Genomic DNA, 15,032 nt, shown 5'->3' with positions numbered 1-15,032 from the left:
TGCACCATGACAACAACACTCGACCAGATCAGCCCCATCGGATACCAGGGCGACGACCCCACCGTGGCCGCTCTGCGCGACTCGATCTACGGCCCGTACCTGGCGACCTACCGTAAAGCGCGCGAGCTGATCATGCGGCTCGGCGACGTCCCCCAGGATCACCTGCCCTACGCGCTGGAAGCCGGAATCGCCCCGGACCTGCTGCGCAGCGTGCTGTCCGAGGTCGGTGTCCCTGCACGCGAGATCACTGCCGATACCCACCTGCGGGGTGCGCTGGGCGACTGGGCCGCGGTCGCCGCCCCGCACTTGCTGACGGTGTGGACCGGGCATTTCGACCTCGCGATCGGCGCGATCGCGACCCACGGCACCGGCGCCCCCTACCAGCAGCAGTGCCTCGCCGACCTCGACACCGGCGCAGCCGTCGGTGTCCTGGCCCTGACCGAGCTCGGCGGCACCAACGGTGCCGACCAGCAGATGCAGGCGGTCTGGGATCGCGACGCGGACGGATTCTGGCTGTCCAGCCCCACGATCGGGTCGGTGAAAGGCCCGCCGAATATCGCCGACAACACTGTCCCGAAGATCGTGGTGTTCAGTGCGCGCCTGATTTTCGAGGGCCGCGACGAGGGCGTGTTCCTGTTCCTGTCCCGCCTGCGCACGGTCGAAGAAGGGTTGGCCGACGGTGTCGAGGTGGGCGAGATGTCCAGCAAACTCGGCGCCGCGATGGACCATGGCTGGGCCCTGGCCGACCGGCTGTTCGTCCCTCGCGAGGGGTTCCTCGGCGGGGAGTGGGCCACGATCACCGACGACGGCGAGTTCCGCTGCGATGAAGCCGATGCGCGGTGGCGCTGCCATCGCTCCATCAGCCCACTCGTCGGTGGCCGTCTCGATCTGGCCACCGCCAATATCGCCGCCGCCCGCGCGGGAGTCGCCGGACTGGTCAACTACAGCAAGCAGCGGCCTCACGGTCACAGTGACGTCCTGCAACGCGACCTCGTCACCTCCGCCGCACACGCCTACGCGGGCAGCGTGCTGGGCCGGCTGGTCCGCGACCTGTCCACGGACCCCGGCCAGCAGGAGCGATTGCCGCTGTGGATGACGGTGGTCAAACCGGTCCTGACCACGATCGCGGAGAAAGCGCTGCGCACGTGTAGCGCGCGTGGGGGTGCCCAGGGGCAGCTACGCTGCAACTACTACCCCGACTGGAACGCCAACGCTCGCGGCTCCACAACCGCCGAAGGCGACAACCAAGTCCTGGAGAAATCCGCCGGACGCACCCACCAAGCCCTGTCGACGCTGATCCTGCCCGGAACCCCGACCGTGCGACCGTGGTGGCTCGACATGATCATCACCCGCGAGACGATCCTGGCCACCGACCTCTACACCGCCACAGGAATCGATCAGGCCGGCGAAAACTACGAACCCGACGGCACCGCGCTGGGCATTGACTCGATCAGGGCCGACCTCGCCCGCACCACCGGTGCCAGGCTCATGGCAACTGCTGCCCTGATCGTCGCGGAGGAGGCTACCGACCCGACCGCCGCGACCGTGGCCCGAGCATGTGCGGCGGTGGTCGCGCTCACCTACCTCGACCGGCACAGCGGTTGGTACAACGCCCACCGCCAGCAGGCCCCGGACCTGGCAGAGGAGATCCACGACGAACTGCGACACAACCGCGTCATTGTCACCGCCAACCAGATCCTCCTTGCCGCCGCCTTCGATATCCCCGAACTTCCGGACGCCCCGATGTTCGCCCCCGACTACCTACAGGCATGGAGTGACCGCGCCGGCTGGGACAAGGCAAAGCTCGCGAACCGATGAACACGGTGCCGTACCGTGTGCGTGCCGGAATCGCCGATCGTGATCGGTGGCGGTCCTGGCATGCAGATTGCGCGGAGGGGGAGCCGTCATTCGCCTGCTACGAGGAGGCGGATTTCGTCCGTCGGCTGCACGGCGGCCACGGTGCGGCATGCGTGCGATTCGCTGCCGCGGTTGCATGGCTCGATGGCCAGGCCGACGACGACTACGCATAGCCCCGGTTGCGGAGATGATCCTGCGCATTTTGGCCAACCCGGGCGATCGGACCGGCGGACACCACGATTCCCAGCCCCTGGTCGTCGTTCCGCAGTCGTTGGAGAACACCTCGAAGCTGGTTGCCTCGCCATTGTCGGTTACGACTGTCACCGACGGTGCAATCGTGAGACACCCTGGGCGACAACTGTTGTCGATTTGCCTCGGTGCTGATGCACTGTGTGTTTTCCTGGTTGTATGGGAGGAAGTGGCCGGGTAGACGGTGCCGATTCCCCAGGTATGAGGCCGCCGCGGCCTGGGGAGGAGACGGCGGCTGTCATGGTCACCGTCAAGACCTATCCCAATCCGAGCGACAGCTACGGCGAGACGGTATGTGTCGCCGGCGTTCGACTCGATCGAGGCCGTCCGGAGTGGATCCGCCTGTACCCGGTGAAGTTCCGCAACGCGGACTTCGACAGTCAGTTCAGGAAGTACGAGATCATTCGAGTGAATGGTACGTATCACCAGGTGAAAGACAACCGGCCGGAGTCTTTCCGGCCGCGTCAGGACGAGTTGGTGCGCGTTGAGCTGCTGGACACGAGCAGGAATTGGCAGCGGCGGCGTATGAACCTCGGCAGCCTTGTCGGCGGGACCACGATGTGTGAACTCCTCGACCGGAATCCGGTGGGCGGTATGGGTATCCCATCACCGTCGCTGGGGCTGATCAAACCTGTCGATATCGAGACTGCGGTCGTCGATGGCGACTCGTGGACCCCGGCCGAGCAGGCGAAGATCGACAGAGCCTCGGCGCCGGACTTGTTCGGCAGCTCGCTCGAGCCTCTTCAGCCCGCGCCGTTCGCGGTCCGGTACAAATACCGCTGCGAAAGCCCGAAGTGCCCCGGACACAAGCAAAAGGTTCTCGACTGGGAGGCCGGGCAGAGCGGCAGAAAATGGTTGCGCGACTACGGGGATACCGGCGCCAGGGAAGCCATGCTGAAGAAATGGCGCGACGAGATGCTGTCGGCGGACAACGATGTGCACTTCTACGTCGGTAACCAGAATCGTCGTCGCCGCGCCTTCTCCGTCCTCGGTGTCTGGCGTCCGAAGATCGAGAACACCTTGTTCTGACTAGATGTGGACTACGGCCGCGTTCGGTCGAGCCTCGAGAAGTCGGTGCACGACGATGTTCCGGTGACACTCGGCGTGGTTGTGCTCGAAGCAGAGCAGCGCCACCGCGCCGTCGTCGAGAAGTTCACAGACGTGGGCCAGCGCGTCATGCGCCGCAGCGCTGTCGAGGACCTTCCTATACCGGGTGCGGGAGGCCGGATCACCTGCGCGGAAGCCGGCACGATTGTCTTTCGGATTGCCGAGCGCTCGGTGATGGACATAGCCGATGCCCGCTGCGGCGAGGGCCTCCGACAGCTTGGTCTTCGACAATCCGGGTTTACGGCTGAGCGGGGTGAGGCGCACGTCGACGAGGACACGGACGTCCTCGTCGAGCAGTTGAGCAACGAGATCATCGACGGTTTTCCCCTCGTAACCGATGCTCACCAGGGTTCCCTCGGGGGTGTCGTGCACAGCGTTGCTGTCAGCGGCTTCCATGGCTCCCTATCGTGCAACACCGGCGTCGGCGGGATTGCAATAACCCCCGGTGACGCGATGCAACCGTGACGACAGTCCAGAAGGACGGGCAACGCGCGGCGGTGCATGTCCTGGACGTCCTGAGCTTTCGCCGAGCCGCTCACGATGCTTCGTCGCCCGATATGGCGAGCAAGTGCTCGCCATATCGGGCAACGGAGCGATTTTCTCGATCAGGTGTGCTTGGTCAGGCCCTGCAGGGCAGTATGTACATCGGCCACCTCGTCGAGGAGGGAATTGAGCCGGTCGAGCAAATTCGCCCGTCGTTGGTGAGCGCTGACCGTCTCCGCTTCCGGTAGTTCGGTAACCTCGCGTGGCTGGACACGTGTAGGCGTCGCTGAGGTGTCGTGGCCGAAGATCTCACTGCACAGCCGGCGGACATGGTCCTCGTCGCTGCGGGCGAACCGCCACACGTCTGAGTCCGGCGTGAGCGTTCCACCGAGTTCGTCGGCCGCATCATGGAAGCGTGGGTTGTAGGGTGCTTCGACTTCCACCTCGGCTCCGACCGAGATGATTACACTTTGCATGGCGGAGGTCCTCTCTCCGTGTCTGCCCCGGCCCGGTGTTAGCCCACCGGCCGGGGCGCATTAGATCTGCCGGGCCCGACGCTATATGTCGTCGGCCGAGGCGCTCAATACATTCTGGTGAAAACTGCTGTACATCAGCGCTTTTCGTTCTTTCCGCCGGAAAGTGGCGGATCCGGCTCGGTCAGGGCAGGCTCCTGCGATTCGATGTCGCTCTATTCGGCTGCGAGCTCTCTTCTGCATGTATCAGGGGGTGTGGTTCGTTCGTCAAGACGGACAAGGCGGCAGCGACTTCATGAAGGTTGGCCTTGACATAGGTGGCGGTAGTGCCTGCCTTTTTGCTGGAGTGTCCGGCGTATTCCTTGGCGATCGCGTAGCTGAACGTGCGTTCGACCCAGGTGAGGGTGGTGTGGCGGAGCCAGTGGGTGCTGACTCCCTGGGTGAGGACCCAGGGCAGGTGTTCGTCGATGCGGTTCCAGAGGTGGTCGTAGCGGCGGTGCGTGATCGGTTTGCCGTTGCGGTAACGCAGTAGTTGCTCCGATTGCGGGCTGTGGCGGTTCTGGGCGTGGGCGGTGAGATGGGCCATCAGGGTGGGGGAGACCGGTTGCCAGCGGTCGGTTCCGTCCTTCTCGCGGAGGTAGATCAGGCATTGGGTGGTGTCGAGGTCGTGGGGGCGCAGTCCCAGCGCGCCGCTGCGGCGGCAGGCGGTTTCGATATGCAGCCGCAGCAGCAACGAGTCGAGTTCTTGGTCGTTGCCGGTCGTGGCGGCGATACGGCAGATATCGGCGAGTTGGTGGGTAGGGATTGCGTAGCGGTGTGATTTGCGGCGGGTGGGGCGAGTGAGGGTGCGTGCGGGGTTGTCGGCGGGACGGATCCAGCCTTTCTCCTCGGCGTGGCGGTAGACGCAGCGGACGGTGGAGATGAAGTGTTCGACCGCGCTGGCGCCGCCGCGGGAGGCCCGGTTGACCCGTACGGTCGTGCGGACAGATTCGGCCAGCTGGTCGAAGTCGGGTTTGGTCACTTGGTCGAGTCGGCGATCACCCCAGCACTGTTCGAGTCTGTCGAGGTGTGTGCCGTAGGTGCGGCGGGTGCCGGGGCGCAGGGTTGCGCGCACCGCAGGGACGATCTCGGCGAAGGTAGGTGCCGCAACGGTAGGCGTGAGCAGATCCGCGGGGGAGAGACCCATCTGGGTGAGCAACAGCCTGGCCGCAGCGAGGGTGTCGGCCGGGGGAGTTGTGGACTGGTGGGTTGATGTCATCGGGTCACCTGCCCAGGAGTTCGATGCGGGCACCGAGCAGGTTCTCCAACGTCGCGGGAGGATGCACGAGAAGGCGTCCGCTGCTGCGGCGGCCGATCAGCAGTACCCGGTCGCCGACGAACAAGTGGACACGGCGTCGCTGGCGGAACGGAACCCGGAAGAAGCCGCCAGGGGTGACGTGGACCGGCCCGTCCAGGAGCTGCCCGACGAGCAGTGCATCGTCGGTGACGTCTATATGCAGGCGTGTGCCCGGGGCCCAGCCGAGAGCAGCGAAGAGGTGATGGTCGAGGATCCGGCCTGCTTCGCCCACCGTGCAGATGCCGTAGACGACATCGCCGTCGGCTACACGATGCGCTGGGGCGACGGGTGCGGAACCGTGGACCAGTTGGTCCAGCGGTGCCTGTGGGGGGATGAGTGCCGGGATCATCGAACCTCCTGGCGGTGGCTGCCGAATCGCGGCGCCGAGGAGCTGATGGCGGGTATGGTTGGCGAATCTGCCAGAAATTTCCGCAGGTCAGTAGGCATATTGCCTGGTCCCTTCGTGTGTTCGAGTGCGCTCGAACACACGGCACGCAAACCCAGCAAATTTGCTGGGTATTTGTGCGCGAGGGGGGAATCGCGCACGTCGGGAACGTGAATCCGTAACTGACAACCCCGGCTGACACGGGGTCACTTCGTCTGTTTTGAACCACCGAAATGCTCCGTCGGCCTTAGCTTCTGCCGATATCCAGGACCTTCCGCTGCTTCAGTGCGTGTGCGTAGTGGTTAATTCCCCCTCCGGACACAGACAGTACGCACACGGGTGGTTGTGGAGAAGATGCTCCTACGACCACCCGTTTTCGTGGTCGTAGGAGAGCTTCAGGCCGAGTTGCCGACCCGACCTCGAGGTGGTCGTGGGTTCAGCCGCCTCCCGTACGTGGACCGCCCGCCAGTGACATCACAAGCTGGCGACCTGTCGTCGATGCGTGCCGCGATGGTGTGGCCGCGCCCGCAGGATCTCTGCGGCCGAGACATCTTCGGGCCTCGGCGACCTGGAGCGCAATGTGAGGCACCCTGCCGTCAGTTTTCCTGCGGGGAGCGAGCTCGCGTGCGACAGTAACCGGCGTGGGAAGGCGGATCGCGGGGAACCTTCCAGTGGAGGTGACCAGCTTCATCGGACGCGACGGGGACGTCGCCGCGGCGAAACGCCTGCTCGGCGGCACCCGGTTGCTGACGCTGACCGGGGTGGGCGGCGTCGGGAAGACGCGGTTGAGCCGTCGGGTCGGTGCGGTAGTGCAGCGGGCGTTTCCCGACGGTGTCTGGTTGGTCGAACTGGCCCACGTCAGCGACCCGGACCTGGTCGCGCCGACTGTGGCGCGCGAGCTCGGGCTGCGCGACGACACCAGCGCGCAGCCGGGAGCCCTCATCGACTATCTGGCAGGCCGGGACCTGCTGCTGATTCTCGACAACTGCGAACATGTGATCGGCGCGTGCGCGATGCTGGCGCACCGCATCACGGCCGCGACCACGGGGCTACGGATCCTCGCGACCAGCCGCGAGCCGCTGGGCGTGCCGGGCGAACAAATCATGCCGGTGGCGCCGCTGTCGGTGCCCGACCCGGAGTCCGGCGATCTCGACGGGCCCGCGGCTCGTCTGCTGGTCGCCCGCGCGCAGGCGGCGGACCCGGGATTCCGGCCGAGCGCGGCGAATGCGGTTAGCCTCGCCGCGATCTGTCGTCGACTCGACGGCATCCCGCTCGCACTGGAGTTGGCGGCGCTGCGGCTGCGGATGTTCACCCCCGACCAGGTCCTCGCCCATCTCGACGATGCGATGGCCTTGCTGACCACCGGTCCGCGGACCGCTCCGCACCGGCAGCAGACCCTGGCCTCAGCCATTCGCTGGAGCTATGACCTGTGCACCTCCGACGAGCAGCGACTGTGGGAACAGCTATCGGTCTTCGCGGGCGGGGTCACCCTGGACGCTGTGGAAGCAGTGTGTGAGGTCGGTGCGCCGGAGCGGCTGCTGACCGCGCTGACCGGTTTGGTGGACAAATCCGTGCTGATCTACCGGCTCGGCGAGGAGGGCGCCGGGCGGTACACGATGCTCGAGCCGCTGCGTCAGTTCGGCCGTGACGGGTTGCGCGAACGGGGCGCCGAGTACGCGGTCCGGGTGCGACACCGCGAGTACTACTACCGCCTCGCGCGGCGCGGCAGGACCGCGTACTGGAGTGCCGCCGACGTCGAATGGTTCGCAGACGTGGCGCGCGAGCACGCGAATCTCCGTGCGGCGCTGCACTTCTGCCTCGACGACCCGGATGGTGCACGGCGCGCTCTGGAGATCGCGACCGAACTGTGGCCGTTCTGGGAACACTGCCATCTCCTGCTGGAGGGTTATCGCTGGTTGTCGGAGGCACTGGCGAAGAACACCGAACGCACCGTCGACCGAGCCAGGGCGCTGGCCGCGTCCTCGGTGATCGCCTCGATGCTCTCCGACACCGAGACCGCGGCCGACTACGCCCGTGCCAGCGCCGATATCGCGATCGAATGCGGGTCGGCGCAGGTGCGGGCCGAAGCCGAGATGGCGCGCGCGATGCTGGCCTTCGGAACCGGTGATCTGCGCGCCGCCCTGGAGATCGCCGTGGCCGTCTCGGTGAGTGCGCGCGAGTGCGCCCATCCGCGGGTGGAGATGGAGAGCCTGGCGTTCGCCGGTGTCTGCGCGCTGACCCTCGATGACCCGCTCGCCGGCGCGATGGCCGACCGTCTGGTGGCGCTGACCACCGAGCACGGCTCCCATCTGCTCGGCGGTCTCGCGCACTGGGCTGTCGGCACCCGGTGCTGGCGGGACGGCGATCAGCGGCGCGCGGTCACCGAGCTGCGCCGCTCGATCGAGCTGTTCCGGCTCGTCGACCGGTGCGCCTGGATCGCTACCAGCGTCGACGGCCTGGCCTGGGCGGCCGCCGCCCAGAACGATATGGTGCGGGCCGCGCGTTTGATGGGCGCGGCCTCGACTATCCGCCACGGCAGTTCACAACGGCTCGGGCATGCGATCACCCAACTCACCGGCCGGGAGGTCCGTGCGCGGGTCGAGGCCGCGCTCGGCGAACGCGAATTCGACGCCTGTTTCGACGCGGGCGCCGCGCTCACCCTCGACGAGGCCGTCGATTATGCGATGGATGCGGTTGCGCCGCCGGTGACAGTGGTCGAAACCACCGGACTCGACGTGCTGACCCGCCGCGAACGCGACGTGGCCCGCCTGATCGCTCGCGGTTACGGAAACCGCCGTATCGCACAGGAATTGGTGATCTCGGTCCGCACCGCCGAAAGTCACGTCGACCACATTCTCGTCAAGCTCGGCTTCTCGTCCCGGGCCCAGATCGCCGTCTGGGTCAGCCGGAACACCTGACAGCGCCGGGTACGTGCGGTGCCGTTGCGCCGCAGTCGAATCAACGCTGGGGTCATGCTGCCCGGACATGCCGGGGGCGTAGATCCGTAGTCATCCGGGGGATCTCCGTAGTTTCCAGGATTCCCGCCCGCCGCCGCGACGGCATGGTGAGTGCGACACCAGTACGCGGCGATGAGGTAATCCATGACAGTCGACGAGCTCGTCCCGGCCGGGTCGTTACCACGGCGTGGTCAGGCACCGGCCTCGATGATCGAGCGGATGACGCTGATCCTGAACGCCTTCGACGGGCCCTCTCCGGTACGCACCCTGCTCGATGTGGTGGACCGCACCGGCCTCCCGCGCTCCAGCGTGCACCGCATCATCGATCAGATGCTCCGGCTGCGCTGGCTGGCACACGCCCCCGGTGGTTACCGCCTCGGAACCCGCGCGCTGGAACTCGGCGGACTGGCTGTCGAACACAACGAGATCAGGCACGCGATGCGGCCACTGCTCCAGGACCTGTGCAGCCGCACCGGCATGGTCGCCCACCTCGGCGTGCTCGACGGACCGGAGGTGCTCATCGTCGACAAGGTCGCCGACCGCTGCTGCGACGACATCCCGACCCGGCTCGGCGCCCGGATGCCCGCGCATTGCACCGCGCTGGGCAAGGCACTGCTGGCCACGCTGCCGCCACGGGTGCTCGAGCTGGCGTGCCGGGAGCGGCTGCCGCGGTTGACTCCGCGCACCATCGGACACCGCGCCGACCTGCACCGCGAACTGGACCGGGTGCGCTGCCATCGCGGGGTCGCCGTCGATCGTGCGGAGTCGTTCAGCGGTGTCGTGTGCGTGGCGGTAGCGATCCGGGCGGCCACCGAACATGCTGGGGTCGCCGCGCTGTCCCTGTCGGGCAGGCTCGAGGGTGGGCGCGCGCCCGGCACGAGCCGTGCCGCCGAGCATCTCGTCGAGGTCGTACAGGCGGCCGTGCGGGCGGACGCACTCTGCTATGGGGCGGGTCGTCGATGCCGCGCCTAGGCGTTCGGCTGGGCACACGCCTGGGTGGGTGAAAGCTGTTGCTGCTCTCACCCACCCAGGCTCGGTGCGACTGCTAGCCGACGAGGTTCTTACGCAGCTTCATCAGCGTCGCCGGGTCGAGTCCGAGACCGTCGGTGAGGAACTTGCCGAAGCTGCCGTACTGCTGTTCGAGCTTCGAGACCGCCGTGTCGAGGTATTCGTTGCGGACTTCCTGGAGCGGGATGAGCAGGTCGGGGTTCTGCATGTAGCCGGCCCGCTTCACCTGTTCGCGCAGCTTCGCATCGGCCGCCGCGCGGAATTCGTTGGAGCGCAGATAGTCCTGGCGTGCGGTCGGTTCGGGGACGCCGACGGCGCGCAGAACCACATAGGTCAGGAATCCGGTGCGGTCCTTGCCGGACGTGCAGTGGTAGAGCAGCGGTCCCTCGGTGGCGGCGAGTTCGCGGATGGTGGTGCCGAAGGCGTGCCGCGACTCGGGTGCCAGGAAGCTGGCATAGACACCGTGCATGATCCGTTCCGCGCCGCCGTTGCCGAGAACTTCCTGCTGGCGAACCGGATCCTTGGACTGGATGACCTGCATCATCTGGGTGAACAGCCCGGTGTCGTCGATCGGGCGAGCGACCAGGGGAACGCCGGAGGGCAGCCGGTCGGCGCCCATGAACTGCACCTCGCCGGGAGTGCGCAGGTCGACAACGGATGTCAGGTTGCGGCCCGCCAGCGTGGCGATGTCGGCGTCGGACAGACCGGCGAGGGCATCGGCGCGGATCGCCTTGCCGGACTTGACGGTCGCCCCGTCATAGGTGCGGAAGCCACCGAGGTCGCGGACGTTGACCGCGCCTTCCAGCGGAATGTGACCGCCGGCGGTGGGAGCGGCGACCGCGGTGGGTTGCAGAACGGCAGTGGCGGCGAGTGCGAGGGAGGCCAGGGTGGTGGTCATCAGCGAGATGATCGCCCTGCTACGAAGTGCTTTCATGCGCAGCGACTGTATCGACGGACGCAGGTGGCTCAGACAGTTTGCTCGATGATCGGGATTGCGCCTTGACATCGCCATATCGCGCGTTCGTCAGCGCGTGCCGGAACCGGACACGCCAAGACCGCCCGCCGAGTCCGCGCAGCCGTGGGCCGACCACTTAGCCTGTCGAGATGACCACTCCCGTCCATCTGACGATCGGCGCAGGCCCCGGTCTCGGTGTCGCGGTCGCGCGCCGCTTCGCCCGCGCGGGCTACCATGCGGCGCTCACCGCGCGCACTACCGAGGACGCCGCCGCACTGGCCGACATGCTCACCGCCGACGGCTTCTCCGCCGAGGGCGCCGCCATCGATCTGCTCGATGCGGCCGACATCAGCCGGGTGGTGACCGAGATCGGCACCCGGCACGGCCGGATCGATCTGCTGCATTTCAATCCCAGTGCGTGGCGGGAGAAGGACCCGCTACACCTGACTGTGGCCGAACTGCTCGACGACGTCACTCTCGGTGTCGCGGCACTGCTGCCCGCGGTTCAGGCCGCACACCCCGTCATGTCGCGCGGCGCGCGCATTCTGGTGACGGGCAGCGCGGCCGCCGACAAACCGTGGCACGGCGCGGCCTCGCTCGGTGTGCAGAAGGCAGGCGTCCGCAACCTCGTCACCAGCCTCGACGCCACCCTGGCTCCCGAAGGAATCCGCGCCGTCGCCGTCCAGATCAACGGCCTGCTCGCCGACACCGGCCCGTTCTCCCCGCCGCCCATCGCGGAAGCCATGTGGGCGGCGGTGAATCGGCCCGAGGGGGAGTGGACGCCGCACGTGTCCTACGACGGGTGACGGCAGGTGCTGAGGTCTACCCGGCCGCTCGCGGTCCGGCCGGTGCGGCGGTCACCGAGGTCATCAGGGCCGCAGATGCTCGATGGCGAGGCACTGCCGCCTCCGGCATTCCGAACCAGAGGCGGCGCAGCGCACATCAGTCGACGGCCGTGGCCTCGAGCTCGACCATCTGGCCGGGGATCGCCAGCCGGGTGACGCCAAGCATCGTGGTGGCGGGCGCGGCTTCGGCGGCACCCAATCGTGCCGCGAGCACGCCGTAATGCTGGAAGAGCAGGTCGACGTCGGTGGTGTAGACATTGAGCCGGACGAGGTTCGCCAGCGACATGCCTGCCTCGGCGAGCACGGCCTCCACATTGTCGAGACTCAGTGCCAGCTGCGCGGCCATGTCACCGTCGTGCTGGGGCCTGCCGTCCGCGCTCATCGCGGTCTGACCGGAGCAGTACAGCGTCCGGGTGTGCCCGGCGACGACCTCGCCCTGATTGAACCCCATCTCCAGCGACCACGTCACCGGGTTCACTGCCGTTCGTTGCGCTACCACTTGTGCTCCATTCGATTCGTTGAACTCCGCCGCCAGGCGATGGCGCCGTGGTGACGACCCTGCCAACGAATCACGACATCCTGTGTCACCTATTTCTGCGAAGATTTCGGCATGCGCGCTGATCGGTTGGTGTCGCTGGTGCTGCTGCTGCGCCGGCGTGGCCGGTTGACGGCGGCGCAGCTGGCCGACGAGCTCGAGGTATCCACTCGAACGGTGCTCCGTGATATCGAGGCGCTGTCGACGGCCGGCGTTCCGGTGTACGCCGAACGCGGCAGGCACGGCGGTTTCGCGTTGCTACCCGGGTTCCGGACCGAACTCACCGGCCTGAACCGTGATGAGGCACTCGCCCTGCTCGTCGCCGGATCCCGGTGCGGCGCACAGGTTTTCGGGCTCGGCTCGGCGCTGGCGTCGGCGATGCTCAAGGTGGTCGACGCGCTACCGGACGACTACCGGGCCACCGCCGACGAGGTCGCGGAGCGACTGCTCGTCGACCCAGAGACCGATCTGCTGTCGCGCAGGCTGATCGAGGAGGAGGTGCCCGACGAGGTGGTCGCCGAGGTGCGGCGCGCCGTGTTCACCGGACACAAACTGCGCATCCACTACGCCGCCGCGAACCAGGACCCGGCGTGGCGCACAGTGGACCCGATCGGCCTGGTCACCGTCCGCGACCACGTCTATCTGCTGGCCACCAGATCCGGCGCGGACCGCACCTACCGGCTCTCGCGGATCCTGGCCGCCGAGCAACTTCCCGAACCCGCGCAGCGGGCCGGCCGAGTCGATCTGGATCGCGTCTGGCAGGAGCGCAGCCGACGCTTTCGCTCCGGCGGAGACCAGGTCACGGTGCTTGCGCTGGTGGATCCCGCACGGCGCGAGGATGTGGTCGGCACCGCCCTCGCTGTACATGCCGAAACCGCCGACGCCGACGGCCGCTTACGCCTCGAGGTGAGCTTCCAAGACGCCCGGCACGCCGAATGGGCGCTGTGGCAACTCGGCACCGATGCGGAAGCCCTGGAACCGCCATGGCTGCGTACTCGGATGCGTGATCGAGCGGCTGCCGTGGTCGCTTCGTATGACAAACCCCTGTGAGCCGATCACTGTGCGCTCGGGGCAGGGTGTGGTCCGCGTGCGCCGCCGCGGAGCCGGAGCCGCCGTGCGCGCACCCCTGCTCGTGATCTTCCGCCTGGTACCCGGGTGCACTAGTGTCGGACGGGGGCGTATAGCACCCAGGAGGCGACGTGGTGATGCGTCGGCGCACGAGGTTCGGGGCTTTCGCAGCTGTCGTGGCTGCGGGGCTGGTGATGGGTGGGTGCGGGGGAGAGGAAGCGGCGGAGCCGGGGAGTGCCGCGACATCGGGGACCGGTTCGGTCATGCCCAACCAGGTCGCGGGCGTCGAGGTACCGGATGGCCGGGTCACCGAGGCGGTCGATCGGGTCGGCGGGCTGGCCGAGGAGCTGATGACGTCCTCGGGGATCCCCGGGATGGCGGTGGCCATCGTGCACGACGGCAGGGTGGTCTATAGCGAGGGCTTCGGTGTCGGCAATGCCGACAGCAAGAGCGAGGTCGGGCCCGACACAGTGTTCCAGCTGGCGTCGGTGTCGAAATCGGTCGGTGCGACGGTCGTGGCGCAGCAGGTGACGGCGGGCAAGGTCGAATGGAATACCCCGATCAGGGAGTTGATGCCCACCTTCGCCCTCGGCGACCCGTACGTCACCGACCATGTCACCGTCGGCGATCTGTACGCCCATCGGTCCGGGCTGCCCGATCACGCCGGTGACCTCCTCGAAGACCTCGGCTACGACCGCGACCAGGTTCTCGAGCGGCTGCGTCTGCTGCCGCTGGGACCGTTCCGCGATTCCTACGAGTACACCAACTTCGGGGTCACCGCCGCCGCCACGGCAGTGGCACGCGCCGGCGCCACCGACTGGGAGACGCTGTCGGCGCGGGAGCTGTACGAGCCGCTCGGCATGAACTCCACGAGTTCGCGCTACAGCGAATTCGCCGACCGCGCGGACCGGGCGGACGGCCATGTCTTCGTCGACGGCGAATACCGGGTCAGCAATCCGGGTCGGCAACCCGATGCGCAAACGCCGGCCGGGGGAGTGAGCTCCTCGGTGAGTGACATGGCGAAGTGGATGACGATGGTGCTCGCCAACGGCTCAGCGGATGGACGCACCCTGATCGAGCCGGACGATCTGCTGCCCGCGATCTCGCCGCAGTCGGTGTCGAATCCGCCGCAGGCTGCCGACGCGCGCGCCGGCTTCTACGGCTTCGGCTTCAATGTCGGCGAATCAGCCGCGGGCCGGGTGATACTCAGCCATTCGGGCGCCTTCGATCTGGGAGCGGCGACCGCGTTCACCCTGATTCCTTCGGCCGGCGTCGGCATCGTGACGCTGACCAATGCGGCACCGGTCGGCGTGCCCGAGACGCTCAACGCCGAGTTCGCGGATCTGGTGCAGTTCGGCGAGGTTCGCCAGGATTGGCGGTCGCTCTACCGGCAGGCGTTCGCGCCGATGAGCGCACCCACCGGAGAATTGGCAGGCGCAACTCCACCTGCCGACCCGGCCCCGGCCCGTCTGCCGTCGGACTATGCGGGCGTCTATGCCAACGCGTACTACGGCCCCGCGACTATCACCGAAACCGCAGGCGCATTGACCCTGACGCTCGGACCGAAGAACATGTCCTTCCCGCTGACTCACTGGGATGGTGACACGTTCGTCTTCACCCCCACCGGTGAGAACGCTGTCCCCGGCACGGTTTCCAAGGCGACATTCGATGGCGACGAGCTCACGCTCGAGTATTACGACCAGGAGGGACTCGGGTCGTTCGACCGGGGGAGCTGAGCGGTGAGGCGGTCGTCCCGCCACCGAAACAGGGGAGG

At 67.3% G+C, this 15,032-nt stretch carries 13 protein-coding genes; 7 read left to right on the top strand and 6 right to left on the bottom strand.

The genetic code is table 11. From position 1 onward, the window contains the following. Nucleotides 1–6 precede the first annotated feature (6 nt). Nucleotides 7–1,818: a hypothetical protein gene (locus FEK34_RS15385; protein ID WP_040789285.1), complete on the top strand. Its 1,812-nt coding sequence runs from the start codon at nucleotides 7–9 to the stop codon at nucleotides 1,816–1,818. 528 nt (nucleotides 1,819–2,346) lie between these two features. After that, nucleotides 2,347–3,135: a hypothetical protein gene (locus FEK34_RS15380; RefSeq protein ID WP_040789290.1), complete on the top strand. Its 789-nt coding sequence runs from the start codon at nucleotides 2,347–2,349 to the stop codon at nucleotides 3,133–3,135. On the opposite strand, the gene FEK34_RS15375 is transcribed toward FEK34_RS15380, so the two are convergent. From FEK34_RS15375 to FEK34_RS15360, 4 genes are all read right to left on the bottom strand, one after another. Further along, nucleotides 3,136–3,609, bottom strand: coding sequence for a DUF488 domain-containing protein (locus tag FEK34_RS15375; protein WP_040789292.1), 474 nt, complete (start codon nucleotides 3,607–3,609; stop codon nucleotides 3,136–3,138). Nucleotides 3,610–3,818: 209 nt separating this feature from the next. After that, nucleotides 3,819–4,139, bottom strand: a complete 321-nt coding sequence (locus FEK34_RS15370; protein ID WP_138448535.1) for a hypothetical protein — start codon at nucleotides 4,137–4,139, stop codon at nucleotides 3,819–3,821. 214 nt (nucleotides 4,140–4,353) lie between these two features. Continuing rightward, the gene (locus FEK34_RS15365) at nucleotides 4,354–5,427 is read right to left on the bottom strand and encodes a tyrosine-type recombinase/integrase (RefSeq protein WP_138448534.1); all 1,074 of its coding nucleotides are present in this window, start codon (nucleotides 5,425–5,427) and stop codon (nucleotides 4,354–4,356) included. A 4-nt stretch (nucleotides 5,428–5,431) separates the two neighbouring features. Then, entirely contained in the window at nucleotides 5,432–5,854 is a 423-nt protein-coding gene (locus FEK34_RS15360) for a hypothetical protein (protein WP_051132904.1), read from the bottom strand. A 707-nt stretch (nucleotides 5,855–6,561) separates the two neighbouring features. On the opposite strand from FEK34_RS15360, the gene FEK34_RS15355 reads away from it, so the two are divergent. Together FEK34_RS15355 and FEK34_RS15350 are read left to right on the top strand one after the other, a co-directional pair. Further along, nucleotides 6,562–8,808: an ATP-binding protein gene (locus FEK34_RS15355; RefSeq protein WP_138448533.1), complete on the top strand. Its 2,247-nt coding sequence runs from the start codon at nucleotides 6,562–6,564 to the stop codon at nucleotides 8,806–8,808. A 183-nt stretch (nucleotides 8,809–8,991) separates the two neighbouring features. Next, nucleotides 8,992–9,819 carry an IclR family transcriptional regulator gene (locus FEK34_RS15350; protein ID WP_138448532.1) on the top strand — a complete coding sequence of 276 codons (828 nt, stop codon included), beginning with the start codon at nucleotides 8,992–8,994 and terminating at the stop codon, nucleotides 9,817–9,819. A gap of 73 nt (nucleotides 9,820–9,892) precedes the next feature. On the opposite strand, the gene FEK34_RS15345 is transcribed toward FEK34_RS15350, so the two are convergent. Then, nucleotides 9,893–10,789 carry a tyrosine-protein phosphatase gene (locus FEK34_RS15345; RefSeq protein WP_249358418.1) on the bottom strand — a complete coding sequence of 299 codons (897 nt, stop codon included), beginning with the start codon at nucleotides 10,787–10,789 and terminating at the stop codon, nucleotides 9,893–9,895. A 170-nt stretch (nucleotides 10,790–10,959) separates the two neighbouring features. Between FEK34_RS15345 and FEK34_RS15340 the strand changes: the two genes are divergently transcribed. Next, nucleotides 10,960–11,616 (top strand): SDR family oxidoreductase, encoded by a 657-nt coding sequence (locus FEK34_RS15340; RefSeq protein ID WP_138448531.1) that lies wholly within the window; start codon nucleotides 10,960–10,962, stop codon nucleotides 11,614–11,616. 136 nt (nucleotides 11,617–11,752) lie between these two features. Here the strand turns inward: FEK34_RS15340 and FEK34_RS15335 are convergent, their stop codons facing one another. Then, entirely contained in the window at nucleotides 11,753–12,106 is a 354-nt protein-coding gene (locus FEK34_RS15335) for a RidA family protein (protein WP_138448612.1), read from the bottom strand. A 159-nt stretch (nucleotides 12,107–12,265) separates the two neighbouring features. Between FEK34_RS15335 and FEK34_RS15330 the strand changes: the two genes are divergently transcribed. After that, the gene (locus FEK34_RS15330) at nucleotides 12,266–13,240 is read left to right on the top strand and encodes a helix-turn-helix transcriptional regulator (RefSeq protein ID WP_138448530.1); all 975 of its coding nucleotides are present in this window, start codon (nucleotides 12,266–12,268) and stop codon (nucleotides 13,238–13,240) included. A gap of 155 nt (nucleotides 13,241–13,395) precedes the next feature. Continuing rightward, nucleotides 13,396–14,994, top strand: coding sequence for a serine hydrolase (locus FEK34_RS15325; RefSeq protein WP_138448611.1), 1,599 nt, complete (start codon nucleotides 13,396–13,398; stop codon nucleotides 14,992–14,994). Nucleotides 14,995–15,032 lie beyond the last annotated feature (38 nt).

Origin of the sequence: Nocardia cyriacigeorgica, from assembly GCF_005863245.1 — a bacterium.
GTDB classification, from domain to species: Bacteria; Actinomycetota; Actinomycetes; order Mycobacteriales; family Mycobacteriaceae; genus Nocardia; species Nocardia cyriacigeorgica_C.
The sequence above is the reverse complement of the archived record's forward strand: the minus strand, read 5'-3'. Positions and strand labels throughout refer to the sequence as shown.